This is a genomic window from Salegentibacter sp. 24 (assembly GCF_004362395.1).
Taxonomy (GTDB): domain Bacteria; phylum Bacteroidota; class Bacteroidia; order Flavobacteriales; family Flavobacteriaceae; genus Salegentibacter.
In genome coordinates this window covers 100,507-126,609 of sequence record NZ_SNWE01000013.1, presented here as the reverse complement: position 1 = coordinate 126,609, position 26,103 = coordinate 100,507, and the positions used below count along the sequence as shown (strand labels likewise).

The 26,103-nt window shown below is 39.2% G+C and carries 23 protein-coding genes; 10 read left to right on the top strand and 13 right to left on the bottom strand.

Annotated features, from left to right (window positions below):
• Window positions 1–149: 149 nt before the first annotated feature.
• Window positions 150–1,388: a S8 family peptidase gene (locus DET49_RS11055; RefSeq protein ID WP_208109638.1), complete on the top strand. Its 1,239-nt coding sequence runs from the start codon at window positions 150–152 to the stop codon at window positions 1,386–1,388.
• A gap of 193 nt (window positions 1,389–1,581) precedes the next feature.
• Here the strand turns inward: DET49_RS11055 and DET49_RS11050 are convergent, their stop codons facing one another.
• The 6 genes from DET49_RS11050 to DET49_RS11025 form a co-directional block, all read right to left on the bottom strand.
• Window positions 1,582–2,076 (bottom strand): DUF2231 domain-containing protein, encoded by a 495-nt coding sequence (locus tag DET49_RS11050; RefSeq protein ID WP_133548167.1) that lies wholly within the window; start codon window positions 2,074–2,076, stop codon window positions 1,582–1,584.
• Window position 2,077: 1 nt separating this feature from the next.
• Window positions 2,078–2,395 carry a hypothetical protein gene (locus tag DET49_RS11045; RefSeq protein ID WP_133548166.1) on the bottom strand — a complete coding sequence of 106 codons (318 nt, stop codon included), beginning with the start codon at window positions 2,393–2,395 and terminating at the stop codon, window positions 2,078–2,080.
• A gap of 190 nt (window positions 2,396–2,585) precedes the next feature.
• The gene (locus tag DET49_RS11040) at window positions 2,586–3,962 is read right to left on the bottom strand and encodes a TolC family protein (protein WP_133548165.1); all 1,377 of its coding nucleotides are present in this window, start codon (window positions 3,960–3,962) and stop codon (window positions 2,586–2,588) included.
• Window positions 3,963–3,971: 9 nt separating this feature from the next.
• Entirely contained in the window at window positions 3,972–5,339 is a 1,368-nt protein-coding gene (locus tag DET49_RS11035) for an HlyD family secretion protein (protein ID WP_133548164.1), read from the bottom strand.
• 2 nt (window positions 5,340–5,341) lie between these two features.
• Window positions 5,342–7,006 carry a peptidase domain-containing ABC transporter gene (locus tag DET49_RS11030; protein ID WP_133548163.1) on the bottom strand — a complete coding sequence of 555 codons (1,665 nt, stop codon included), beginning with the start codon at window positions 7,004–7,006 and terminating at the stop codon, window positions 5,342–5,344.
• 143 nt (window positions 7,007–7,149) lie between these two features.
• A complete protein-coding gene (locus tag DET49_RS11025) occupies window positions 7,150–8,418 on the bottom strand; it encodes a Kelch repeat-containing protein (protein ID WP_133548162.1) in 1,269 nt (422 codons plus the stop codon).
• A 123-nt stretch (window positions 8,419–8,541) separates the two neighbouring features.
• On the opposite strand from DET49_RS11025, the gene DET49_RS11020 reads away from it, so the two are divergent.
• Window positions 8,542–9,192 (top strand): flavodoxin family protein, encoded by a 651-nt coding sequence (locus tag DET49_RS11020; protein ID WP_133548161.1) that lies wholly within the window; start codon window positions 8,542–8,544, stop codon window positions 9,190–9,192.
• 44 nt (window positions 9,193–9,236) lie between these two features.
• On the opposite strand, the gene DET49_RS11015 is transcribed toward DET49_RS11020, so the two are convergent.
• The 3 genes from DET49_RS11015 to DET49_RS11005 form a co-directional block, all read right to left on the bottom strand.
• Entirely contained in the window at window positions 9,237–9,389 is a 153-nt protein-coding gene (locus DET49_RS11015; RefSeq protein ID WP_133548160.1) for an SsrA-binding protein, read from the bottom strand.
• 96 nt (window positions 9,390–9,485) lie between these two features.
• Window positions 9,486–11,267: a M56 family metallopeptidase gene (locus DET49_RS11010; RefSeq protein ID WP_133548159.1), complete on the bottom strand. Its 1,782-nt coding sequence runs from the start codon at window positions 11,265–11,267 to the stop codon at window positions 9,486–9,488.
• A gap of 3 nt (window positions 11,268–11,270) precedes the next feature.
• Window positions 11,271–11,636 (bottom strand): BlaI/MecI/CopY family transcriptional regulator, encoded by a 366-nt coding sequence (locus tag DET49_RS11005; RefSeq protein ID WP_133548158.1) that lies wholly within the window; start codon window positions 11,634–11,636, stop codon window positions 11,271–11,273.
• A 135-nt stretch (window positions 11,637–11,771) separates the two neighbouring features.
• Here DET49_RS11005 and DET49_RS11000 point away from each other — a divergent pair, with 135 nt between their 5' ends.
• The 3 genes from DET49_RS11000 (at window position 11,772) to DET49_RS10990 (ending at window position 16,343) form a co-directional block, all read left to right on the top strand.
• Window positions 11,772–12,719 carry a calcium/sodium antiporter gene (locus DET49_RS11000; protein WP_133548157.1) on the top strand — a complete coding sequence of 316 codons (948 nt, stop codon included), beginning with the start codon at window positions 11,772–11,774 and terminating at the stop codon, window positions 12,717–12,719.
• Between the two features lie 122 nt (window positions 12,720–12,841).
• Window positions 12,842–15,028: a glutamine synthetase III gene (locus DET49_RS10995; RefSeq protein WP_133548156.1), complete on the top strand. Its 2,187-nt coding sequence runs from the start codon at window positions 12,842–12,844 to the stop codon at window positions 15,026–15,028.
• A 133-nt stretch (window positions 15,029–15,161) separates the two neighbouring features.
• Window positions 15,162–16,343, top strand: a complete 1,182-nt coding sequence (locus tag DET49_RS10990; protein WP_133548155.1) for an AIR synthase related protein — start codon at window positions 15,162–15,164, stop codon at window positions 16,341–16,343.
• A 92-nt stretch (window positions 16,344–16,435) separates the two neighbouring features.
• Here the strand turns inward: DET49_RS10990 and DET49_RS10985 are convergent, their stop codons facing one another.
• Window positions 16,436–17,095 carry an ABC transporter ATP-binding protein gene (locus DET49_RS10985; RefSeq protein ID WP_133548154.1) on the bottom strand — a complete coding sequence of 220 codons (660 nt, stop codon included), beginning with the start codon at window positions 17,093–17,095 and terminating at the stop codon, window positions 16,436–16,438.
• A 467-nt stretch (window positions 17,096–17,562) separates the two neighbouring features.
• On the opposite strand from DET49_RS10985, the gene DET49_RS10980 reads away from it, so the two are divergent.
• From DET49_RS10980 to DET49_RS10965, 4 genes are all read left to right on the top strand, one after another.
• Window positions 17,563–18,261: a hypothetical protein gene (locus DET49_RS10980; protein WP_133548153.1), complete on the top strand. Its 699-nt coding sequence runs from the start codon at window positions 17,563–17,565 to the stop codon at window positions 18,259–18,261.
• Window positions 18,262–18,323: 62 nt separating this feature from the next.
• On the top strand, window positions 18,324–19,400 hold the full coding sequence (gene prfA, locus DET49_RS10975; RefSeq protein WP_133548152.1) for a peptide chain release factor 1: 1,077 nt from the start codon (window positions 18,324–18,326) through the stop codon (window positions 19,398–19,400).
• Between the two features lie 110 nt (window positions 19,401–19,510).
• Complete coding sequence (gene pyrF / locus DET49_RS10970; protein WP_133548151.1) at window positions 19,511–20,329, top strand: orotidine-5'-phosphate decarboxylase; 819 nt, start codon at window positions 19,511–19,513, stop codon at window positions 20,327–20,329.
• An 11-nt stretch (window positions 20,330–20,340) separates the two neighbouring features.
• The gene (locus DET49_RS10965) at window positions 20,341–21,114 is read left to right on the top strand and encodes an ABC transporter substrate-binding protein (RefSeq protein ID WP_133548150.1); all 774 of its coding nucleotides are present in this window, start codon (window positions 20,341–20,343) and stop codon (window positions 21,112–21,114) included.
• Here the strand turns inward: DET49_RS10965 and DET49_RS10960 are convergent.
• From DET49_RS10960 to DET49_RS10950, 3 genes are all read right to left on the bottom strand, one after another.
• Window positions 21,111–21,290 (bottom strand): Lacal_2735 family protein, encoded by a 180-nt coding sequence (locus DET49_RS10960; protein ID WP_133548149.1) that lies wholly within the window; start codon window positions 21,288–21,290, stop codon window positions 21,111–21,113. The genes DET49_RS10965 and DET49_RS10960 overlap by 4 nt on opposite strands.
• 119 nt (window positions 21,291–21,409) lie before the next feature.
• The gene (locus DET49_RS10955) at window positions 21,410–21,661 is read right to left on the bottom strand and encodes a PLD nuclease N-terminal domain-containing protein (RefSeq protein WP_133548148.1); all 252 of its coding nucleotides are present in this window, start codon (window positions 21,659–21,661) and stop codon (window positions 21,410–21,412) included.
• Window positions 21,662–21,687: 26 nt separating this feature from the next.
• The gene (locus DET49_RS10950; protein WP_133548147.1) at window positions 21,688–22,386 is read right to left on the bottom strand and encodes a DUF4197 domain-containing protein; all 699 of its coding nucleotides are present in this window, start codon (window positions 22,384–22,386) and stop codon (window positions 21,688–21,690) included.
• 174 nt (window positions 22,387–22,560) lie between these two features.
• Between DET49_RS10950 and DET49_RS10945 the strand changes: the two genes are divergently transcribed.
• Window positions 22,561–26,016 (top strand): methylmalonyl-CoA mutase family protein, encoded by a 3,456-nt coding sequence (locus tag DET49_RS10945; RefSeq protein ID WP_133548146.1) that lies wholly within the window; start codon window positions 22,561–22,563, stop codon window positions 26,014–26,016.
• The last annotated feature ends 87 nt before the right edge of the window (window positions 26,017–26,103 follow it).

Below are 26,103 nucleotides of genomic sequence, written 5' to 3'. Positions count from 1 at the left end.
CTATAAATCTTTCTACTATTCGGCTAATCGGTTTTCGACACATTAAATGATGGAATTCTCAAATAAAATAGATTAAAGTTTGGTTTTTATCGATAAAGTGATAGATTTGATGAATCTATTAACCTTTTATTAACTAAACATTTGATTTTATGAAATTAAAACAATTCAAACCACTCGCGGTAACTGCTATGGCTGCCGCCTTTTTTGTTTCCTGTTCTCAAGACAGGCCTATGGAGCAAGAAGCAGCTGAAGAAATTGTAGCTCCTGCTTCGGCAAATATTATTGAAGGACAATATATTATTGTTTTCCATAAAGACGTTATCGGTGATGTTTCCTCAAAGTATCCGGAGAATTATTCAAAAGCTCAGCAGGCAGTGGCAAATACTACCAGAAAGGTCCTTTCTGATGCAAAAATTGCCGATACTGAATTATTGGCGGTGTATAGTAAAACAATTAATGGTGCTGCTCTTAAACTTACTCCTGAGCAAGTAGAAACCTTAAGGGGAAAAAAGGAGATCGCATATATTGAGGAAGATCGAATTGTACAATTCGCTCCCCCTTGTGGTTCACCAAACGGGGGGCCATGTGATGGTGATCCTGGAGGCGGTGGTGACACTGGCCAGGATGTGCCTTATGGAATAGTTCGGGTCAACGGAGTTTCGTCCTACACTGGTTCAAATGTTGCATGGATCATTGATAGTGGAATCGATACAGATCATCCTGATTTAAATGTAGATGCTTCCAGAGGCTTTAATGCCTTTACTTCAGGAAGAGATGCAAAATCTACTGATGATGGTAATGGACATGGAACTCACGTTGCCGGTACCATTGCAGCCTTAAATAACGATTTTGGGGTTGTCGGGGTTGCTCCCGGTGCCTCAGTGGTTCCGGTTAAAGTTTTAGACAGCCGTGGTAGTGGATCTTATTCTGGTGTCATAGCAGGGGTTGACCACGTGGCTGCATACGGAAAACCTGGAGATGTTGCCAATATGAGTCTTGGAGGACCACCTTCAGATGCTCTTGATAATGCTGTACTTGCCGCATCGGAAAAAGGAATTGTTTTCGCTCTTGCCGCTGGTAATGAGAGTTCTGATGCCAATAACAGCTCGCCTGCAAGAGTCAATGGATCTAATATCGTAACCATTTCAGCTATGGATATAAATGACAACTGGGCCTCTTTTTCTAACTATGGTAATCCACCCGTGGATTATGCGGCTCCAGGCGTGGCTGTTAATTCTACCTGGAAAGATGGTGGTTATAATTCCATAAGCGGAACTTCGATGGCTTCACCCCATGCAGCCGGAGTACTATTATTAGGAAATGCATTAACTGATGGAAACGTAAATGGTGACCCTGATGGTCAGGCAGATGCAATAATTGTGCATTAAGCAAAAAACATACATAAATAGAAAAAAGCACTGCCCAGGCGGTGCTTTTTAATTTATAACTTTGTCCCGTGCTAAAATAAGTTGACGACAAATCGACTTATTTATGGAAATATCTAAAAACAGAAGAAAGAAACCTTCACGAGATTACCCTTAAGGCTTTAAACTGACAAATTAACTCTCACCAGTGAATTTCTTAATTGAATTCAATACAATCTTGAGAAGGATGATAAACCCCAGCACCCTGCTGATAAACCAGGCGAGCCCCTAAATGGCCCACATACATAAGGTAACCAGAGCCAATGGCTAAAGTAAGAATGCAGATATAGGATAAAAATTTCACTTTCGTTTTAAAGATCCTAAGTTTTGAGAATTTTAGTAGATCTAATAGGAGAGAGGCTGTATAAAGCCAGGCAGTGACATAGGCCATATTTTGATGGTCTTTGAGCACCGTGGGATCACAAATTTTTCTTGATACGATACCATCGGCAAGATTTCCGGTATAAATGGCGATCCAAATCCCAATAGTTCCCAAAACCAGTAAAATGGTTCCTCCCTGTTTCCAAACTTCTTTAGGGTAGCCCAAAGCAACAAGCTTGAATAAAAAAGCAACCAGTAAAAGCGCAATAGGAAAATGAACGGACAAAGGATGAAAAACCTCTGTCCGCCAAAAATCAGGTAACTGATCCATGTTATTCCAATATTTTCACAGAAATAGGATCCAAACGTTTTCCTACCTTTTCAACTTCAACTTCAACTTTTTGTCCTTTTTCCAGGGCTGAAAATTCTACTGGACTTCCATCTCTGGTTAATTCCGTATCCTCCTTAAAATACAATTCCAAAGTTTTGTTATCTTCAGTTGTTACGTAAATTTCATCTTTTGAAGGCTCTACTTCTTTAATTGTTCCCTGGTATGTTCCAGATTCAACTACATCTGTACTCTCTCCACAGGAAACCATAAAAAGAAATACACTTAAAAAAGCAACAGGTTTTAAAATTTTACTTAGCATAGATTTAATTTTTAAAGTTATTATTAGTTTACGCTAACTTACAAAATAAGAATTCCTTTTTTGAATAAATAGCAAACTTTGATATACCGGAGCGTTAATTCACTAGATCTTTAGTGGTCTTTCACATCTAAAGGTCCTTGGAATTCCGATTTTACTCGGATTGGGATGGCTCGGGTTATCTTGTTAATAATTATTGCCCCGCATGGCTGCCCAGTGCTTGCAGGTATTCCGCCTGGATTTTTAAAATCTTAATTTGAAGATCTAATTGTTCCAATTTTGCCTCTATTAATTTTGTTTCCCGTGTATTGATTAAAAAGATGGAGCTTTCCCCAAAATTGAACTTACGCACCTCCCCATCGAGTAAAGTTCTGGAATCGGCTACCAGTTGTTCTGTCATTTCAATTTGTACCAGAAAGCCTTGAAGTTGTTGCTGCAGAGCGTTGATTTTAGCTTGTAACTGGGTGTCTTTTAGACTAAGTTCCAGTCGTGCATCCTGTAACTCATATTCTGCTATTTTAAGATCCCCGCGCTCCTTACGAAGAAATAATGGCATGGAAAATTTTAAACCAGCCTTATAAGCCTTGGAATTAAAGGTTTCAAAATTATCAGGTTCTTGCGATAAAAAATTATATTCCAAATCTATTTTGGGTAATAACTTATTGAAACGATAGCGTTTTTCGATTTCAAGAGCTTCTATTTTCTGACGGTAATACTGTAGCTGGGGATGTGTTTCCAAATTTTCTTCCGGAATCTCCGAGATTAAACTGGAAAAAATAGCATCGAAACCAACTGGCCAGACCTGTTCCTGCAAAAGCAACGGTTGGTCCTGTGACCATAAATAAGTGGAAAGCACTAACTTTGCTTTGTTAAGTTCCACCTGCGCCTGATTGGCTTTTAATCTTCGTTTTTGTAAGTTAAGTCTTGCTTCCAGGGTATCTATGCCTGCCAGTTCACCAGTCTGTGCCCCGCGTTTTATGCCGCTGTAGCGCTCATTGGCATTTTCTAAAATAGCTGTGAAAATTTGTAATTTTTGATATGCCTCTAGCCATTCAAAATAAGCAAAAGATGCCTCTAATAATACATTGTTTACCATCAATTTTTGCTGAGCACGGCTTTGTTCTCTGTAGGCCTGTGCTTTTCTTAAACCCGCCATTCGGGAATTAATCCATAAACCTTCTCCTAGTGATAAAATCATACCCGCCTGGAAGAGTCCTGCCTCGGGAAGCTGGTTTTGAGGATTTAAATAAGTACCCTGGTTTTGCGCAAAACCACCCTTTAATTTAAGGCCATACCACATCGGCACCTGTAATTGGGCATCCAGTAGATCGTAATACTCGGTTCCCTTAAATTCTTTTTCTTTATAAGCTACAACAAATCTGGGGTCAAATGCACCTCTGGCTGACTGGACTTGTGCATCTGCTATATTTCTGACGAGCTTTGCCTGTTTGACCAGGGGATGCTCGCTAATTACCCTGGTTAAAAATTCATTATAACCAAGGCTGTCCCCCTGAGCAAAGGCGGAAGAAGTCACTAAAAAGGCAATAGAAAAATAAAGTACTAAACGCATATTACCGTTCTATTTTTTATTGATTTTCATGGTGTTTTCACCCTGGGAATTACTTCCTGGCTGGTAATAATTGGGAGGGAAACCATTTAGGTTCCGCCAAAGTTCATACCAGATAGGAACGGTTTCCAGAAGTGCAATTGTTTGTGCACCGCTACCAATTCCAATTTGCTGTGGCCAGGGATTGTCATCGGGATCGGGAGCCAGTAAAACGCGGTACTTTCCATTTGCAGAAATATAATTCTCCACAGCCACAACTTCAGCCCCATAGGTACCAAAGGAAAGGTTTGGCCAGCCACTAAATATTACCGAAGGCCAGCCATCAAATTGAATGCGAACGTCTTCTCCTACATGGATTAAAGGTAGGTCCAAAGGTCTAATATAAGTCTCTACTGCCAGTTGGTAATTGGAAGGCATGATCCCTACCAGTTTTTCTCCCTGGGAAAACGTTTCGCCCAGTCCAGCTTTTAAGGCCTGATTTATGTAACCATCCTGGGGAGCTACAATGTAGTAGAGATCACTGCGTTGCTGATAATTTGAAAGCTGAATTTCCAGCTTATCAACTTCAGCACGGGTACCATACTGTATACTTTGGGTAGTGAAGATTTCCTGCCGTGTTTTGGACATTTTATCGGCGTATTCAGAGGTAATCCTGTTTATTTCAATTTCAGCATTTATGACCTCATTTCTGCTGGATAAAAGCTGGTTCTGCTGGGCGATCAACTGTGCCTGTGCCTCCTGAAGCCTGAGTCTTCTGGCTTCTAAATCGGTTAAAGATTTTAAGCCCTCCTGCTGCAGGGTTTCCATGCGTTCAAATTGCGTTTTGGCAATTTCGACTTCTGTTTTGGCTGCTTCCAGTTTGATGCTATCGCTTCGAACCTTTAAACCAGCCTGTATCAATTTGTTGGCCGCCTGTTGTTGTTTTAAGGCTCTTTCGTTTTGCTGGGCTGCCAGTTGTCCCTCCAGGGCAGCTATCTTATCGTCGTAGGATAGGGCCGATTGATTTTTTGCTTCTATCTGACTGGAAGTTCTACTAATTAAGCGAGGGTCAAAATAGTCACTACTAACCTCTGATATTTTTAAAATAGTATCTCCTTTCTGCACAAAATCTCCTTCCTCGATATACCACTTCTCAATCTTTCCCGGAATGGGAGACTGGATGGTTTGTGGCCTGTGCTCAGGGCTAAGGGTGGTAACATTCCCTGTAGCCCTTATATTTTGTGTCCAGGGTAAAAATAGAATAACAATAAATAATATAAATAACCCAATAAGAACTTTATTAAAGATGGCGTAGTGTTTTCTAAAAAACACGAATTTACCCGATCTGGAATCGGTAATATCTATGTGCTGGTTGAGTTTTTCTTCAGAAATATTTAGCATAACTACAGGGAATTGACGATTCTACCTTCCTGTAATTCCAGGCGTTGATCACATACTTCTTTCCATAACTCGTCGTTACTGGCAATAATAAGACTCCATTTATTTTGGGGATCGGTTAAAAATTTTAAAATCCTTTTCTTTTCTCGAAATTCGAATTTCTCGAGGGGTTCTTTTAAAATTAGGACTGATGGTTTTTTGACTATCGCTCTTGCCAGAATTATACGTTTGGCAATGAGTGTTGATAGGTAACGACCCTCAGGATGAATCCGTGTGTAAAGTCCCGCGGCCTGATCCTTCACAAAGTCTTTTAAGCCGGAATGCTCCAGGGCCCAATCGATATTTTGGTCTGAAATTGATTCATCTCCAAAGGTAATGTTTTCCCATAGACTACCTTCAAATGGAGCTTCATCGGGTAAAAAGGTGCCAAGGTGCTGCCTATATTGATTTAAAACCAAGGAATGCCGGGCGGTATTGTTTATATATATCTTTCCCTGGGTAGGAGTGAATATGCCCGAGATAAGTTTTAATAAACTGGTTCTGCCATTACCGGCAGGTCCGGAAATTAATAAGATTTTCCCTGGACCAATAGTAAAGTTAATGTTTTTTAGAACCGAATAGCCTTCGGGTTCAAAGGCCACATCTTTAAATTCTATCTGAATCCCCTGGGAAGCATCAACCTGATTTTGGTTTTCAAAGGCTTCCAATGGTTTGTCGACCACCTGTCCCAGTTTTTCCAGGGAAGTAAGCGTGTCATAAATATCTTCCAGACCACGAATTAATTTTTCTACCGATGAAATGATCAAAAGAATAATAATCTCCGCGGCTACAAATTGTCCGATGTTCATTTGTTGATTCAATACCAGCATCCCTCCGATGGCAAGCAGCCCACCGGCTACTAAAACCTTAAAAACAATAAGTTTTATATACTGGATTTTAAGTATATCAAAATGCCCTTCTCTTTCTTTTAGGTATTTTTCCGTCAGCCTGTCGTTTTTCTCTATCGCTAATTTACTGCGGCCTGAAATTTTAAAACTGTTTAAATTCCGTGCGATCTCCTGAATCCAGTAGGCTACCTGGTATTTGTTCTTAGACTCATCTAAACTGGTTTTTAAGCCTTTTGCGGCGGTAAATTTAAAAACGATATAGAGTAAAAGGACAAGAAGTAATCCGTACAGGATAAAAAATGGGTGGTACAGGGACAACAGGATGACTCCTAAAATAATTTGAACTGTGGCCGATGGCAAGTCCAGTAACATTTTACTTACCCCCTTTTGAACAGTGATGGTGTCAAAGAAGCGGTTGGCTAGTTCGGGGGGATATATATTTTGTAATGCTTCACTTTTAATTTTAGGAAACCGGTATGAAAATTCAAAACTGGCGCGGGTAAAGATTTTTTGCTGGATGTTTTCAGCTAAACGAAGTTGAAGCAATTCAAAAACACCGACCAAACCTACGGCAAGGGTAACCAGAATTACTAAAATCACCCAGCTGGTACTTACTCTTCCCCCCTGGATTAAATTTACTATAGCCTGGATCCCCAGTGGAACAGTCAGGTTCATTAAACCAGCAAAAAGTGCGTAAAAAAGAATATGCTTTACATCTCGCTTATCTAATTTGAGTAAATTCCACAGTCGTTTTACGGTCGTGCCTGGTTTTATTTTATTCATTAAATTTTACTATGAGGAATTAAAAATCTCCTTCTGGGTATGCAAAAATAAATTTCAAAGTATTTTTTAATTAAGTTTTAATCAAACTTTAACGCTTGTTTTAGATGGTATTTTTAAGGAGGCTTTGTACAATATAGATGCTTTTAATTTAAGGAAACAGAAATATCTTCTTTCTTGCCCGCTCTTTTTATCAGTAATTTCCCGGGGTTTTGATTTCCTTTTATTTTAAATTCAAATGCTGATCTCGGGGCCAGGATAATAGGGAATTCCTTTTTATCGATCATACGGAAACCCTCACTAAGAATGATATCAGTAATAACAATGGCCTGGTTTCCTCCGTTATGGGCAATTTTCAGGCTTTGTATGGAATCTTTCGAAAAACTGAGATGTTCTTGTGAAGGTTTTAATTCCCCTGCAAGGATAGCTTCGGTGCTGAAATTCAACTTATTGTCTTTTGAGAATATTTCAAATGAATTGAGTTCAGGGCCACCGCCACGATGGGCACTACCGGCTCCAATGATTATTTGATTATTGAGGGTGATGGCCTGGGTACCGTGCCTGCCCTGTTCCATTGGAGCTAAACTGTCCCAGGTGCCCTTGGAGAGATCAAAAATTTCTACTTCCCGGTGCGCAGCTTCCACTTTGGGGCTTTCCCCTCCAAAGATCACGGGGTTATTCTCGTGAAGCCCTATAGCCGTCCCGGCACGGGGCGTTGGAATTTCAGCAACTGTTGTCCATTTTTGTGTATCAAAATCATAGAGATCAGTAGGCTTTACGGTTCCCGCGAACCCACTGTTTTCCACACTTCCTGATTTCCTGCCCCCCGCGACAAAGAGAATGTTTCCCGAGGTTATGGTTTGAAAATGATCCCGTGCATTTGGGGAATCAGGGAGTTTTTTCCAGGTATTTTTATAAGGGTCATATTCATCAAACCAATTCACCCAGCCAGAGGTATGACCATTGGTAATCCCATTTACCAAATAAATCTTTTTATTTTTGATCGCGACTCCCGCAGCCCCACGTCTTCGGTCCTTAGGAATTTCCGGGCCTTTGATCCATAGATCTTCCAGGGGATCGTATATATAAATATTGGCAATGGGATCTTCACTGGGCCAGTCGCCAGTAAAGGCACCAAGAATGTAAACCAGACCATCGAGACTTACCGCCTGAGTATGGTGAATCTCCAATGGTGGTTGTGCACCTTTTTTCCAGGTTTGGTTTTCGGTATTATAAATATTTATGGGTTTGTTGCCGCGACCTCCAATTAAAATAAAGCGTTTCCCCGCCTGCACAAAAGCATTTTCATGCCGTTCCAGGGGCGTCCCGTTTGCAGGTAGCTTTTTCCAGGACTGGGAATTTAAGCCTATTGCCGAAAAACAAAAAAGGCTAAGCAGGATGTATTTTTTTATCATAATTAAGCTTTGACCATAAATATAAGGTTTCTAACAAAACTCTAAGTTAGGTTTAACCAAGCATTAACTGCTTCTAATTTGCATTCTTAGTAAGTTGTAAAGATGAACCATAAAACTAAAATAATGGAATTGAAAGCTTTATTTTTGAATTGTACGCTCAAGAAATCCCCAAAAACTTCTAATACAGAAGCTTTTATTGAAGAAGCTGAAAAAGTTTTTAAGGAACTTGATGTAGCTACTGAGATCTTGCGTGTTGTAGATCACGATGTGAAATTTGGGGTTACCTCAGACGAGGAAAATGGCGATCAGTGGCCTAAGATCCTAAAAAAAGTAAAAGCCGCAGATATATTAATTCTTGCCACTCCAATATGGCGTGGAGATCGCAGCGCAGTTGCCAAATTAGTGGCTGAACGTTTTGATGGTATTATGGAAGAAGGGGATGAGGATAACGGACAGTTCCCGACTTATAATAAAGTGGCCGGGGTAATGGTAGACGGGAATGAAGACGGTGCCAAAAAAGCCATTTCCAGTATGGTTTTTGATCTCTCCGAACATGGATTTACCATTCCTGTGAACGGGTTTTGCTATTATGTGGGGAAGGCTGGTCCCGGGCCAAGTTATATTGAAGCCCAGGGCAACAAGCACGAATTTACCAATAATATGATGCTGCTAATGGCAAATAACTTGGTGCACCTGGCAAAAATCCTGAAACAGAATCCTTATCCTACGGATGTCAAAAAACTTGGAGAAAAAGCTGAAAAAATGAGTAAATAGGGGGTTAAGGTTTGGCTGGATATTTTTTTTGATAGTGCTTTTTTCTAATCGAGGGTATTTTTTGTAACCCATAATTTCCAGCCAATAATGGCCATCTGTACCTTACTGGCTTTTCTAAGATCCAATTCCTGCTTGGTGTAACTGGGCAGGATTTTTTTATTTAGCCTGGAAAGCATCTTAAAGAATTGCTTTTTCATTACCGGTTGATTTCATCCAAAGATATTGAAAATCAGGTAAAAGAAAAAGACAGTTCTTGAAACTCCCTATTGGGATCCATATGACGAAAGGAGGATTTATTCTTTGCTCTCTTTTTTCGTGGTGATTTCAATTACGCCCTCCTTAGCTTCTTTACCATATTTTTCAATAGCCATTTTTCCTTTAAGAACATTGATCTTTTCAATATCTTCTGGTTGCAGTTCCTTTTTTAAATATTCCGAGGGTTTCCTTTGACCATCAATGATAACCAATGGTGCAGCTGGTAGTGCTCCATTTGTGAAAATTGTCGCTTTTGCCTTATAAGCATTTATTTTCTGGGAGGCTGGCTTTTCCTCAAATTTTTGAAATGCATTTACCTGTTCATCAGGATAACCAAAGCTATTAATAGTCATTATTTTATAATCATTTTTTTTCTTAAATGATAAAACCTGAGAAGTATTCGCCTTAAGCCTGGTCGATTCCTTTTTTGATTTATCCACAACCTTTGTGGTAATTACCACCGCACCTTCTTTGGCTGCTTTTCCGTAAAGGGAGGTAGCCGTATCACCTTTAAACACCCTTATGCTTTCGATAAGGTTGGGATTTAAAAAATCTACAAGCTCCTTTTTGGTAACCTCGCCGTTTAGAATATATAGTTGATTCCCGGGGATTTTGTTTTTTTTAGAAACCTGGGCGAGTTTTATCTTCTTTTTACCATTGGCTTTTCTAATACCGGTTTCTTTTCTGTTTTTAAAGATCTCAAAAGACTCGATTCCTTCAGAATTAGCAGTAGAAAAACCTCTGGTTTGCTTAGTCACTTTGTTTAAGAAGGAAACTTTTATCTTAGTAAGTCCTGCGTGGGAATATTGAAGTTCCGAAAATTCCAGTTGAACATCGAATTTTTTAAATATGTCGGAGATTTTTTCCAGGCTTTCCTGCTTTGAAAATTTTGAGATCACCGCTGAAACCGATTCATCATATGCATGACCCTCAGTGGTCCCGGCAGATCTACTTGCTTGTGCTTCGGTCTTTACATTAAAGGCGAGCATAAAAGCCAGTACGAAAGGAAAAACCAGGCTTTTTTTCCAAAGTCCGCCTTTTGGAGAAGTTTTTTTATTTAGCATAAGAATTCGTTTCTTGATAAATGATTGATAAAAGGGATTGGTTATGGCGGGCTGTAAATTGGCAATGGAGACCTTTAACAGGGCTTGCTGGTAGGATCTTTTTGCCCCTGAGATCGCTACGGTTTCCCTGTCGGCGATATACTCGAGGTTTTGTGCCAGGCTTCTTTTATACAACCAGCTTAGGGGATGAAACCAGAGCAGGGCAGTGGTAAGGTTAGCCATTAAAATATCTACAGAATGCCATTGGGCCGCGTGAATTTTTTCGTGTTGTAAGATCATTTTTAGATCCTGCTGGCAGTGGGCCTTGGGGTTATATACGATGAACTGAAAAAAAGAAAAGGGACTTACAGCAGTTTCGGTTTTTATAAACTTAAGCCTCTTTGATCTGTGTATTTTATTTTTCCTGATGAGTTTGTATATGTTGTAAAGCTGGGAAGCAAGCCTGATTATAAAATAAAACGCGATAAGAAAATAAATACTCCCCAGGACTTCCCATATTCCAAAATTCGAGGTAATGCCATTGGCAGTTCCCGATGAACTTATAGGGAGATCGTTGGATGAAAAATGGAGTGTCTCAACAGCTACTTTTTTGGTAAAATAAATGGCCGGTAATACAGCGGAGGCCAGAATACCTCCAAGTAAAAACCTTCGGTTCCCCTGAAAACCGGTTTCTTGTTTTAATAAAACAACATAAGCTAAATAGAAAATGCTAAGCAACCCAGCGCTTTTTAGAAGATAAATTAAGAATGTTTCCATGTCCTAGTTTTTTTTCTCTTTTTCTATGATTTCCAGGATTTCCCTTAGTTCCTGAGCACTTATTTTTTCCTCTTTAGCGAAAAAGGAAACCATACTTTTATAAGAATTGTCAAAGAATCGCTTGGATGTTAAGCTTATAATATGCTTTCTGTATTTTTCTTTGGAAATCACCGGGTAATATTGGTGGGTGTTCCCGTAGGTCTGGTGGGAAACAAAACCCTTATCTTCTAAGTGGCGCACTATGGTGGAGATGGTATTATAATGCAATTTTTTATCCTGTATATGAGGTATTATTTCCTTTACAAATGCCTTTTCTAACTTCCAGAGGATGCGCATTATTTCCTCTTCTTTATTAGTTAATCTTTTCATCGTTAATTTGTTTGGTTTCCTCAAATATAACGAAATGTATAGTTATTTTACTATATAAATAGTTCCTTTTTGATTTATGATGCTTTTAAGCTGAGTTGATGAGATTATTTTATATTCGCAAAAAATTAAAATTAAATGAGTATTATTTTTATTCTTATAGGTCTGGCTTTACTTGTGGTAGGGGGAGAATTTCTTGTTAGGGCTTCGGTGGCACTATCCTTTAAATTAAATGTATCCCGAATGGTAATTGGTTTGACGGTAGTTTCCTTTGCTACTTCCGCTCCAGAGCTTCTGGTGAGTTTACAGGCTGCTTTAAGCGGGTTTTCAGATATCGCCCTTGGCAACGTCATCGGGTCTAATATTGCCAATCTGGGATTAGTCCTGGGAATTACTGCCGTAATCTCAACCATAGCTGTGGACAGGGAATTCTACCGGTTTAACTGGCCGGCTATGATGATTTTTTCCATTGCGCTTTATTATTTTTTGAGTACTGGTGGCAATATTTCACGTTTAGAAGGTCTTATCCTCTTTTTGGGGATTATTGTCTTTCTTTTTTTCCTTATAAAAAGATCACGCCGAAAAACTGAAATTGCGGTAGAAGGCATCGATGATTCTCTGAAATATACTTCTAATATTAAAATGATTATTTGGCTTCTTATCGGAGGGATAGCGCTTTATGGCGGATCTGAATTATTGGTGAGCGGTGCAGTGGATCTTGCTACAAAACTTGGGGTGAGCGAAAGGGTGATTTCGGTGACTATGATCGCAGTTGGTACAAGTGTGCCTGAACTCGCTGCCTCAGTAATAGCCGCTTTAAAAAAGGAAAAAGCGCTTTCTCTGGGGAACCTTATAGGTTCAAACATCTTTAATATAGCCACCGTATTAGGAATTACTGCCATGATCCAACCGATCTTTCTCAAATCAGAACAGATTCTAAGTAATGACATTATTTGGATGATTGGGGTGGCATTTGCCATTGCTCCTTTAACTTATCTTCCAAAAAGGTTTCTTTTCACCAGGTATAAAGGTGTGATTTTATTTATAAGTTATGTTATTTTTACGGGTCTTGCATTTTTGGGGTAATTTTAAGGGGGTGTATTAAGAAAAACATAAAAATATAAATCAAGGTGCTGTTATTTAGCGGGGTGTGTGTAAAATTACATACATTTGGTAGCTGAAATTTAAAATTATCAAACAACACCAATATGTCAACTTTACGATTTGAAGCTTTAAAAGAAACCTTTAACCGCAAGCCGGTTAAAATTAAAGAGCCGGCCCGAAGATCTGAGCTCTTTGGAACAAATGTGTTCAACGAAGCCTCCATGAAGCAATACCTTACCAAGGAAGCTTACGAAAATGTGATGGAAGCTATAAAAACTGGTAAGAAAATTGACCGTAGAGTCTCAGACCATATTTCTACGGGAATGAAGGAATGGGCCATCAACAAAGGTGCAACCCATTACACCCACTGGTTTCAACCCTTAACCGGAGCAACTGCTGAGAAGCACGATGCTTTTTTTGAAACTCAGGCTGACGGGACTGCAATAGAAAAATTTGGGGGTGGTGCATTGGTACAACAAGAACCGGATGCCTCAAGTTTTCCCAGTGGAGGAATAAGAAATACCTTTGAAGCTCGTGGTTATACAGCGTGGGATCCTACTTCACCTGCCTTCATTTGGGGAACTACACTTTGTATTCCTACCATCTTCGTTTCATATACCGGAGAAGCTTTAGATTATAAAACCCCGCTTTTAAGAGCCTTACAGGCTGTAGATCAGGCTGCTACTTCAGTAGCTAAATATTTTGATAAGAATGTAACTAAAGTAACTGCAACCCTTGGTTGGGAGCAGGAATATTTCCTAATAGATTCCGCTTTAGCGGCAACACGTCCAGACCTTAGTTTGGCCGGACGAACTTTGCTCGGACACTCTCCGGCAAAAGGGCAACAATTAGATGACCATTATTTTGGTTCCATTCCTTCCAGGGTACTGGCCTATATGCGTGACCTGGAAATCGAGTGTATGAAACTCGGAATTCCGGTTAAAACTCGTCATAACGAGGTAGCACCAAATCAATTTGAGTTGGCTCCTATTTTTGAGGAAGGGAATCTTGCTGTAGACCATAATTCATTAATTATGGATATTATGAGTAAAATTGCCGAGAAACACCATTTCAAGGTAATTCTTCACGAAAAACCATTCGCTGGAATCAACGGAAGTGGTAAACATAATAACTGGTCATTGGCTACTGATACAGGCACAAATCTTTTATCGCCAGGTTCTACCCCAATGAAGAACCTTCAATTTTTAACCTTTTTCATCAATATAATTAAAGCGGTTCACGACAATGAAGAATTGTTGAGAGCAGCCATTGCAAGTGCATCTAACGATCACAGGTTGGGAGCTAACGAAGCACCCCCGGCAATTATTTCAGCATTTATTGGTTCTCAGTTAACTAATGTGCTAGATGAATTGGAAAAAGTAACTGATGGGAAATTATCACCCCAGGAGAAAACCGAGTTAAAACTTAATGTAGTAGGTAAAATTCCTGAAATTTTACTGGATAATACAGATCGAAACCGTACTTCTTCTTTCGCCTTTACAGGTAATAAATTTGAATTCAGGGCGGTTGGTTCCACTGCGAACTGCGCGAACCCTATGACGGTTATAAACACCATTATGGCTAAACAACTCAACGACTTTAAAGCAGAAGTTGATGAGCTGATCAAAGGCAAGAAAATGAAGAAAGATGATGCTATCTTTAACGTACTTAGAGAATACATCAAGCAATCCAAGAACATCCGTTTTGAAGGTGATGGTTATGGGGAAGCCTGGGAAAAAGAGGCTAAAAAACGTGGTTTAAGCAATAACAGAACCACCCCACAGGCATTAAAAGCGCAGGTTTCCGAAAAAACAATCGCGCTTTATGAACAAATGAAAGTGATGAATAAAGTGGAAATTGTAGCTCGTCATGAAATTGAGCTGGAAGATTACGCGATGAGAATTCAGATTGAAGGTAGAATTCTTGGGGATATCGCCAGGAATCATGTGATCCCAACTGCTGTTCGTTACCAGAATATTCTTATTGAGAATGTAGAAGGACTGAAACATATTTATAATGAAGACTTCAAGAAGCATTCTAATGAACAATTGGAAATAATCGAAGAGATTTCTGCTCATATCGCTAAAATCAATAGTGGGGTAAAAGCTATGATCGAGGCAAGAAAGGTTGCCAATAAAATCGATGACGCTGAAAAACGTGCTTTCGCTTATTGTGATGATGTAAGGCCTTACTTCGATGAGATAAGATATCACTGTGACAAATTAGAGCTTTTGGTAGATGATGAGCTTTGGCCATTAACTAAATACAGAGAATTGTTGTTTACACGATAATTTGCTGGAACAAATAGTTATTAAAAACCACGTGTTGAAAGACACGTGGTTTTTTTCTTATGTAAAATTAATAATCGACATCTTACGTTGAAAAATCTAATCTGTTTATCTTTGGGATTTCAACAACACAATTATGAGTCAGGAAATAAGCAAAAGATATGCCCAGCGTGGGGTTTCAGCAGGAAAGGAAGATGTTCACAATGCAATTAAAAATGTAGATAAGGGTTTATTTCCACAAGCATTTTGTAAAATTGTGCCCGATTATCTAACCGGTGATCCAGATCATTGTCTTATTATGCACGCCGATGGAGCTGGTACAAAATCTTCCCTGGCTTATATGTACTGGAAAGAAACCGGAGATCTTTCGGTATGGAAAGGGATTGCCCAGGATGCACTAATTATGAATATTGATGACCTATTATGCGTGGGGGCTACAGATAATATAATGCTTTCCTCCACCATTGGCCGGAATAAGAATAAAATTTCGGGGGAGGTAATTTCTGCAATTATCAATGGTACCGAGGAACTGATTGCTGAATTGAAAGAATTCGGTGTTGAAATTCATTCCACTGGTGGAGAAACAGCTGATGTTGGGGACCTGGTGCGAACCATTATTGTAGATTCTACCGTTACTGCCCGAATGAAAAAAGCCGATGTAATTGATAATGCCAATATCAAACCCGGAAATGTGATTGTGGGCCTCTCTTCTTCTGGAAAGGCGTCTTACGAAAAAGAATATAACGGGGGTATGGGTAGCAACGGACTTACTTCTGCACGACATGATGTATTCTCTAAAGTTTTAGCTCAGAAATATCCTGAAAGTTTTGATAATGATATTCCACAAGACCTGATCTATTCCGGAACAAAATCCTTAACAGATACTGTTTCTAATTCTCCTTTAAATGCCGGTAAGCTGGTGCTTTCTCCAACAAGGACATATGCCCCGGTTATCAAAAAAATACTTTCTAAATTCAGTAATAAAGACATTCATGGGATGGTGCACTGCAGTGGGGGAGCACAAACAAAAATTCTGCACTTTATAGATAAACTACATATAATTAAGGATAACCTATTTGAAGTCCCACCCCTTTTTAAACTTATTCAACAGGAGAGCGGAACCAACTGGAAGGAAATGTACCAGGTTTTTAATATGGGCCACCGGATGGAACTATATGTAAACCCTGAAATCGCACCGGAGATTATAGCAATTTCTAAAGCCTTTGATGTAGATGCACAAATTATCGGTAAGGTTGAAGATTCGCAAGAAAAGAAACTTAGCATTAAAAGTGAATTTGGAGCGTTTCAGTATGAATAGTGATAGCTGCGGCTTATTTCATATTAAAAATATACTGAATCCTTTTAAAATGATTCACTTATACCTAAAAGACCCGTATTGTTTCTCAAAAATCATAAGGTCCCTTGTTGTAGATAATGATGATCTTCAAGTTCTTTTGGTGTAGTAATAAGCCGGGAACATCCGTCTTTTAAAAAATATAAATCATCGCTTAATTCCAGAATATCGCGATAGAGATGATCTGTCATCAAGATGGCCTTATGGTGTTTTTCTATGAGAATTTCTCTCTTAATTATTTCACAGTAAACCGGCGCCAGGTGAGAGAAAGGTTCGTCCAGAAGGACCATATCCGAAGGACTCTTGAGAATTAACCAGCTCGATATAAGTCTTCTCTCTCCGCCGGAAAGTTTTTTCAAACCAAAATTCTTGAAGGCTTTAAAGGAAGGGAAGCGTTGGGTGAAATGCTTCCATGAGACCTTATGATATTTGAAAATTGAAATAATTCTCATATCCTGTGGTAGAAAATCTTCCTGAGGTAAAAATTTTACATTTTTATGCGTATAAAGTGGCTTTAAGCTCCCCTGATGGTTTACTCGCACTAGCTTGTTGTTACAGGAAAGGCTTCCGAAGAAAATTTTAAGCAGACTCGTTTTTCCAGAACCATTTGGACCGAGCAGACCAGTGATTTTTCCTTTTTCCGCTTTGATATAAACACCGTATAAAATACGTTTTTCATCAAAACTCAGCTCCACGTTATCCAATTCAAAGATCATAGCATAATTATTGAAACCTTATAACATAGCATCATAATGATTAAATCTGTAAAAATGCAGTAACCGAATAAATATAGGGGGGTAATGCTAAAATTGCGATAGAAAAGTAATTTGTCATTAGAAGCCAGAAACCGGTGATGAAGAAAGAGCAATCCTATTAAAAATATCTTTACTAGCAGCGTGACTTGTTGGGGATTACCAAAAAAGATCATAATTAAATTCAGGAGCACCGAACTTATTATAAGCCTTTGATAAAAATGGAAAGCCAGCCTTAGTTTAAAAAACAATTTATTTAAGAATAAAGATGAATAGTTAAATTTAGGAAAATTTTCGTGGTTGTCGGTTTTTATATTTTATTCTTCAGGTTTTTTAAATTTTCTCGCATTCCCTTTCTAGCCTTCAAAGGACTTGATTAAAACCATTTTGGATAATTTTACGTAAGTTAGGAGGCCACCAAATTAATAATTATGCCCTCCAATAGAGTACTGGTTTTATTTGTCCTACTTTTATTATTTTTCAATTGTCTGGTAATATCCCAACAAGAACTTGTCCTGAATCGTTGGTCCAGATTTATAAGTACCGGTCTAATTTATTTAATGCTGGTATTGCAAAGGTCTAATTCGAAAAAAGTACGCAGTATTTTTGCGCTTTTTTTGATTGCAGATATCTTGCTTTTCTTTTATGAACAGGTTTTATTTAACGCCTTAACCTTCATCGTCAAGATCTCAGCCTATATCTTACTTTCCTTACTTGTGGTACCTGAACTAAAGAAATTAAAAACCAATCTTTTTCAAAAAATTCTTTTTCTTGCCATTTTGGGATTAAACCTGGCCATGCTCGTCTCTCTGGTGAAGATGGTACCGGAAAAATTTAATTACCCTTATTTGAATGTATTGTTTTTTGCTTATGGAATGGCGATGATGGCGATGATAATTACAGCGGTTTCCTATAGCAACCGTTACGCAAGCAATCCATCCTTTTATTATACAGCCGCGACTTTATTTATAGTTTTTGCTGATATCACTTCATTTATAGCCTATTACCTGGAGTTTTATGAATTCTTTTATGCCGACCGGATTTTTTACCTTCTTTCTCTTTTAGCCCTGGTTAAATTTGCCTCTTTAGACAGGAAACACTCGGCAGTTTCTGAATTGGAAAACATTTAAAGCCATTCTTAGATTTCGGGCAATTTATCGTAAATTTGTTTTCCTAAAATCCGTGTGATTATATGATTGAGAAGCTTAACATAGTAAAGCAGCGTTTTGATGAGGTGAATGATTTAATTATTCAGCCCGATGTAATTTCAGATCAAAAGCGATATATAGAATTAAATAAAGAGTATAAAGACCTTAGGGCTTTAATGGATGAGCGAGAAAAATATTTGGAGCTTACCAATAATATAGAGGAAGCCAAAGAAATTATTTCAGATGGGAGCGATCCCGAAATGACTGAAATGGCCAAAATGCAGCTTGAGGAAGCCGAAAAGGAAGTGCCCAAACTCGAAGAAAAGATCAGGATGATGCTGGTCCCTAAGGATCCGGACGACGCCAAAAACGTGGTGATGGAAATCAGAGCGGGAACCGGTGGAGATGAAGCCAGTATTTTTGCTGGAGATCTTTATAGAATGTACACTAAGTATGTGGAAAGCAAAGGCTGGAAACATAATATTGTAGATTATAGCGAGGGTACCAGCGGGGGATTTAAGGAGATGATTTTTGAAGTTTCTGGGGAAGATGTGTACGGGACTATGAAATTTGAAGCTGGTGTACACCGCGTTCAGCGTGTACCTCAAACCGAAACTCAGGGTAGGGTACATACCTCGGCAGCAACGGTAATGGTGCTTCCTGAAGCTGAGGAATTTGATGTGGAATTAGATCCGAAAGATGTAAGGATTGATTATTTCTGTTCTTCTGGTCCAGGTGGTCAATCCGTAAATACAACCTATTCTGCAGTACGTCTGACCCACGAACCAACCGGTTTGGTTGCACAGTGTCAGGATCAGAAATCTCAGCATAAAAATAAAGAAAAAGCTTTTAGGGTTTTAAGGTCCAGGTTATATGAAATTGAACTTGCTAAAAAGCAGGAAGCCGATGCCGCCAAGAGAAACTCAATGGTTTCCAGTGGGGATCGTAGTGCCAAGATTAGAACTTATAATTATTCCCAGGGAAGGGTTACTGATCACCGTATAAACCTTACTTTATATGATCTTTCTAATATCATTAACGGGGATATTCAGAAAATTATAGATGAATTGCGTTTGGTGGAAAACACCGAGAAGCTTAAGGAGAATTCTGATATATTTTAAATCCAGCATCCCGGAACTGGAAATCTATTTTCTTTTAAGGATTACTTTTTCTTGAAAGCGGAATTTTCTTTTTATATTTTCAAACATATTTTAATTACAAAATCTAACCTATGTCTCCACAAGAATTAACCGAGCAGATCCTGAAAAAGAACTCTTTTTTGTGTGTAGGCCTTGATGTGGATATAGATCGTATTCCGACTTATTTATTATCTGAAGACGATCCTATTTTTGAATTCAATAAAGCCATTATTGATGCAACCCATCGATTTTGTGTCGCATATAAACCGAACATTGCCTTTTATGAAGCAAGTGGCGTTGAAGGTTGGCTTGCTTTAGAAAAAACGATAAATTACCTTCATCACCAGTATCCTGAAATCTATACTATTGCAGATGCAAAACGCGGGGATATTGGTAATACCTCCAGAATGTATGCTAAAACTTTTTTACAGGATCTCGGGTTCGACTCCGTGACAGTGGCACCATATATGGGTAAAGATTCGGTAGAACCCTTTTTGGAATTTGACAACAGGCAGGCAATTTTACTGGCCCTGACTTCCAATGAAGGTGCTTTCGATTTTCAAACACAGGTTATAGATGGGGAAGAGCTTTATAAAAGGGTGATTAAAATTTCTAAAACCTGGAAGAATGCCGACCGGCTTATGTACGTGGTCGGAGCTACGAAAGCGGAGTTTCTAAAGGAAATTAGAGAAATAATTCCCGAAAATTTTATTCTGGTGCCCGGGGTGGGGGCCCAGGGGGGGAAATTGGAAGATGTGTGTACCTATGGAATGAGTAAAAATGTAGGACTTCTGGTAAATTCTTCTCGAAAAATAATATACGCTTCAGAATCTTCAAATTTCGCTGAAATAGCAGGAGCAAAAGCTGAAGTGCTGCAAAAGCAAATGGCCGAGGAATTGAAGCAGCTTTAATTTTTTTGCTTATGGAGCTCAGAGATCAGTTACATAGAGAAATTCACCTTCCCGATGTGCCAAAACGTATTATCTCCCTGGTGCCCAGCCAAACAGAATTGTTGATTGACTTAGGCCTAGAAGAAAGCCTGGTAGGAATCACTAAGTTTTGTGTTCATCCCGAAGAGCTTCGGAAAAGCAAGAAAATTGTTGGGGGAACCAAACAGGTAAAGCTAGAAAGAATAAAGTCCCTAAAGCCTGATATTATTCTTTGTAATAAAGAAGAGAACACCCGTGAGATGGTGATGCAGTTAGAAGATATTGCTCCAGTTCATGTTTCAAATATCGTAAAGCTTGCCGATGCCTTTGAATTAATGGATCAGTATGGAAAGCTCTTTCAAAAACAAGCTTTGACCCAAACCATGGTGAATTCCATAAAGATAAAAATGAACTCGCTGGAGAAGCAACTTAGCGGCAGGCCTGTAAAAAAAGTAGCTTATTTAATCTGGAAAAAACCTTTAATGGTAGCCGGAAAGGATACTTTTATAGATGAGCTCTTAAAGTTGAATAGGCTGGAAAATGTTTTTAATGAAGCTCGCTATCCCCAAACAAGCCTGAAGGACTTAAAAGCAAATAAACCTGATATTATTTTATTATCTTCTGAGCCGTTTCCTTTTCAGGAAAAGCATAAAGCATATTTTTCTGAATTAAATACTCAAGTAAAGTTGGTAGATGGGGAATATTTCAGCTGGTACGGGTCAAGGTTGATAAAGGCGATGGATTATTTTAAAAGCCTTAGCCTTTAATCAATTTTATCATACTGCATTCTTTTGAGCTCCATTAGAATCTTCTTGGCCCGGGCGTTCAGCCTGTCACTCTCTTCTTTGTCGGTAAGTGCCAATTTATAAGCTTTATGCATAAGGTATTGATACTTATCACTAAGGTGTTCTTCTGTAGATTTTGTCTCAAAGATTTTGAACATAATTTTGTTTTCGTCTTTGGAACAAAGATAAGCCTCATCTATGCAAAGTAAATGCTAAGCGGGCGTTAAGATTGATGTAAAAATTATCCTGTTTGAACTCAAATTGTTAAAAATATTAATTAAACGTTTTTATTTGGTGAATCCTTGTCATAATTAACCCTCATCTTGTGTTTAGAACTCATAATGAAATACAGAAATGCTCCAAGGAAGTTAAAGAATATTACTACAATGATCCAAACTATTTTATTGTTAGCGGTAAATTCATTCCTTAAAATGTCTATTAAAGCAACGATGGGTAGTAATAAAAGTGGAATAAGAACTATGAGTATCAAAATAATTTGAGGAGCTCCAATAGCTAGAAAGTGAGTCATTTTTTAGGAATTTTTAAATGAAAAAGTTAATCCTGAAGTGCGAAAACGCGTTTTAAAAGGGCTGTAGATCTTGCCGAAACCTTTTCCCTAATCTCCCTTTCTTCAATGGCAATCATGGTATAAACCCCATCAAGGGCCTGATCGCTCACATAATCTGCAAGATCTGGATTTACGTCATTGGTAAGGGGCAGGTTGTTGTAACGCTTGATAATAGTAGCCCAGATTTCTGTCGCCCCAACTTTATCAAGGGAAGAAGCAACTACTGGCTTAAATTTATTATAGAGGGGTTCTTGTGTTTTATTGGTAAGGTATAAAGTGGCGGCATTATCAGGGCCTAACAGAATATCCCGAGCATCATAAAATGTAATTTCTTTCACCGCATCTACAAAGATTGGAGTAGCTTCTTTTACGGCTTCTTCAGCAGCGCGATTTAGAACTTTTAAACCTTCATCGGCTAAGGCGTCTAAACCGACATCACGAAGGGTTTTGTCAATTTTTTGCAATTCGGGGGGAAGCGTAATTCTTACCAGTTCGTTATTGTAAAACCCATTTTCTTGCGTAAGCTTGGTCACCTGCTTTTCAATTCCCATATCTAAAGCCTGACGCAAACCGGAAGCAATTTCAGTATTACTAACACCAATTTGTGGGTAGTTTTCGGCAATGGTTTGCAACTGGGCACAGGAAGAAAAGATAAGTACTATAAAAACCAAAAAAATCTTTTTCATATAATTGCTTTTTAACCAAAGATATAAATTTAAGATTGGGACTTGAGAATTTACTTTTTCAATGCAATGTTTTTCGGGAATAGCAATTGGAAGATCCTTATAAAAAACTTAAAATACCAATATTTGAATGCGATTTTCGTAAATTGCAGGTCCAAAATTCAGAGATAATTAGCAATGGAACAACAAAAACCATATACTCCTAAAAATAAAATAAGAATTGTTACGGCTGCCTCGCTCTTTGACGGGCATGATGCAGCTATAAATATAATGCGCCGGATTATTCAGTCTACGGGTGTTGAGGTAATTCACCTGGGGCACGACAGAAGTGTGGAAGAGGTGGTCAATTGTGCAATTCAGGAAGATGCACAGGCCATTGCAATGACTTCTTACCAGGGTGGGCATACCGAATATTTTAAGTATATGCACGATTTGCTTCAGGAAAAGAACGCCAGTCACATTGCTATTTTTGGTGGTGGTGGCGGAGTTATTCTTCCTGAGGAAATTAAGGAGTTAATGGATTACGGAATAACCCGAATCTATTCTCCTGATGATGGCCGTGAAATGGGACTCCAAGGGATGATCAATGATATGGTCAGACGGGTTGATTATGAAACACGTGATCTGGCGGAAGAAAAATCTGTTGCTGAAGATTTAAAGGATAAGAATGTAAACACTATCGCAAGGCTTATTTCCCTTGCTGAAAATAAACATGATGCTTTTCTTAAGCATTTTAGGAACTTAAGAAAAGAAACCGAAAAAAGTAAAATTCCTGTACTGGGAATCACAGGAACCGGTGGTGCGGGAAAATCGAGTTTAGTAGATGAACTGGTACGCCGATTCTTAAGTGATTTCCCCGAAAGAAATATAGGGATTATCTCAGTGGATCCTTCTAAAAGAAAAACCGGTGGCGCTTTACTAGGGGATAGAATTCGAATGAATGCCATTAACAGCGATCATGTCTATATGCGTTCCCTGGCCACACGACAATCCAACCTTGCCCTTTCTAAACACGTGGCTGAAGCCGTGGAGGTTTTAAAAGCAGCGGAATTTGATTTGATAATTTTGGAAACCTCAGGAATCGGCCAGAGTGATACCGAAATTATGGATCATTCTGATGTAGCATTATATGTTATGACTCCGGAGTTCGGTGCCGCAACGCAATTGGAAAAAATCGATATGCTCGATTTTGCTGATTTAGTGGCCATAAATAAGTTCGATAAGCGCGGGGCACAGGACGCCTTGAGGGATGTGAAAAAACAATATCAGCGCAATCACCAGTTATGGGATAAAGACGCTGAAAAATTACCAGTTTTTGGAACCATTGCCTCTCAATTTAACGATCCTGGAATGAATACCCTATATCGTGAAATTATGGATACGGTAGCGGAAAAAACCCGGGCGGATCTCCATTCCACTTTTGAGATCTCGGCTGAAATGAGCGAAAAAATATTTGTAATTCCCCCAAAACGTACCCGTTATCTTTCGGAAATTGCTGAGAACAACAGAAGCTATGATGAAAAGGCCGCAAGCCAGGCTGAGGTCGCCCAGAAACTATATGGAGTTTTTAAAACTATAGAATCTGTGTGCGGTCTAGACCTGAGCAATAACCAATCTCAGTACCTGGAGAAACACGGTATTAACCAGGAGGAAATAAAGGAATTTGCGGAAGATTCTCAAAAGGATTTTCTAAAAATGCTTTTTGCAGAATTCGATAGGGTGAAAATGGATCTGGATCCTTATAATTGGGAAATTATTCAGAGCTGGCAGGATAAAGTAACAAAATATGTAGAGCCGGTTTATTCCTTTAAAGTTCGGGATAAAGAAATTAAAATTGATACTCATACGGAATCCCTTTCACATTCGCAGATTCCCAAGGTTGCATTGCCCAAGTATAAAGCATGGGGTGATATTTTAAAATGGTGCCTTCAGGAAAATGTACCGGGAGAGTTTCCTTTTACTGCAGGGCTTTACCCCTTTAAACGTCAGGGAGAGGATCCCACAAGAATGTTTGCCGGGGAAGGTGGCCCGGAGCGTACCAACCGACGTTTTCATTATGTGAGTATGGGCTTGCCGGCTAAAAGGCTTTCTACTGCGTTCGATTCGGTGACCCTTTATGGAAATGATCCCGATGAGCGTCCTGATATTTACGGGAAAATCGGGAATTCCGGAGTTTCTATTTGCTGTTTGGATGATGCTAAGAAATTATATTCCGGCTTTGATTTGGCCGATGCGATGACCTCGGTCAGTATGACTATAAACGGTCCTGCGCCCATGTTGCTTGGTTTCTTTATGAATGCGGCTATAGATCAGCAATGTGAAAAGTATATCAAAGAAAACCAACTAGAAAATAAAGTTGAAGCAAAATATAAAGAACTTTATGATGACAATGGTTTGGACCGCCCGGTTTATCGAGGAGATCTGCCCGAGGGAAACAATGGTCTTGGCCTTATGCTCCTGGGGCTTACCGGTGACCAGGTATTACCGCCAGAGGTGTATGCTAATATCAAAGAACAAACTATCAGCGTGGTTCGGGGAACGGTTCAGGCCGATATTCTTAAAGAGGACCAGGCACAAAATACCTGTATATTTTCTACGGAATTCGCTTTACGTTTAATGGGTGATGTCCAGGAGTATTTTATCAAAGAAAAGGTAAGGAACTTTTATTCGGTGTCTATTTCCGGATACCATATTGCTGAAGCCGGAGCCAATCCAATTACCCAGCTGGCCTTTACCCTTGCCAATGGTTTTACTTATGTGGAGTATTATTTGAGCCGTGGAATGGATATCAATAAATTCGGTCCCAACCTTTCTTTTTTCTTTTCCAATGGAATTGATCCCGAATATGCGGTAATTGGACGGGTAGCACGGAAGATTTGGTCTAAGGCACTTAAACATAAATACGGAGCGAACCCACGAGCACAGATGTTGAAATACCACATTCAGACTTCTGGGAGATCCCTGCACGCCCAGGAAATAGATTTCAATGATATTAGAACGACGCTTCAGGCTTTGTATGCCATTTATGACAATTGTAATTCCCTGCATACCAATGCCTACGATGAAGCCATTACCACGCCTACAGAAGCTTCAGTAAGAAGGGCAATGGCAATACAGCTGATTATCAACAAAGAGCTAGGACTTGCCAAAAACGAGAATCCAATTCAGGGATCTTTTATAATCGAAGAGTTGACCGATCTTGTAGAAGAAGCCGTATTAACCGAATTCGATCGAATTACAGAAAGAGGCGGGGTGCTTGGAGCGATGGAAACGATGTACCAACGTGGAAAAATTCAGGAGGAAAGCCTGCATTATGAGACCCTGAAGCACAACGGAGATTATCCCATTATTGGAGTCAATACTTTTTTAAGTTCGACGGGTTCTCCCACGGTCACCCCAGGCGAGGTAATCAGGGCTACGGAGGAGGAAAAAAAGCACCAGCTTAAAACCCTCAACACGCTTCATAAAGCCAAAGAAGATTCCGCTGAAGAGGCATTGGAGAGGATTAAGGAAGCTTCGATTAAAAACGAAAATATTTTTAAAGAATTGATGGAGGCCACCAAAGTTTGTTCCCTGGGGCAAATTACCAAGGCGATGTTTGAAGTTGGGGGCCAGTATAGAAGAAATATGTAAGCAGAGAATGAATTTTCGAAGCCCCTTTGCCTGCTAACAATTCGTGAAGCAGTTATCCCGATTAACTAGGGGTTTTTGGGCTCATGC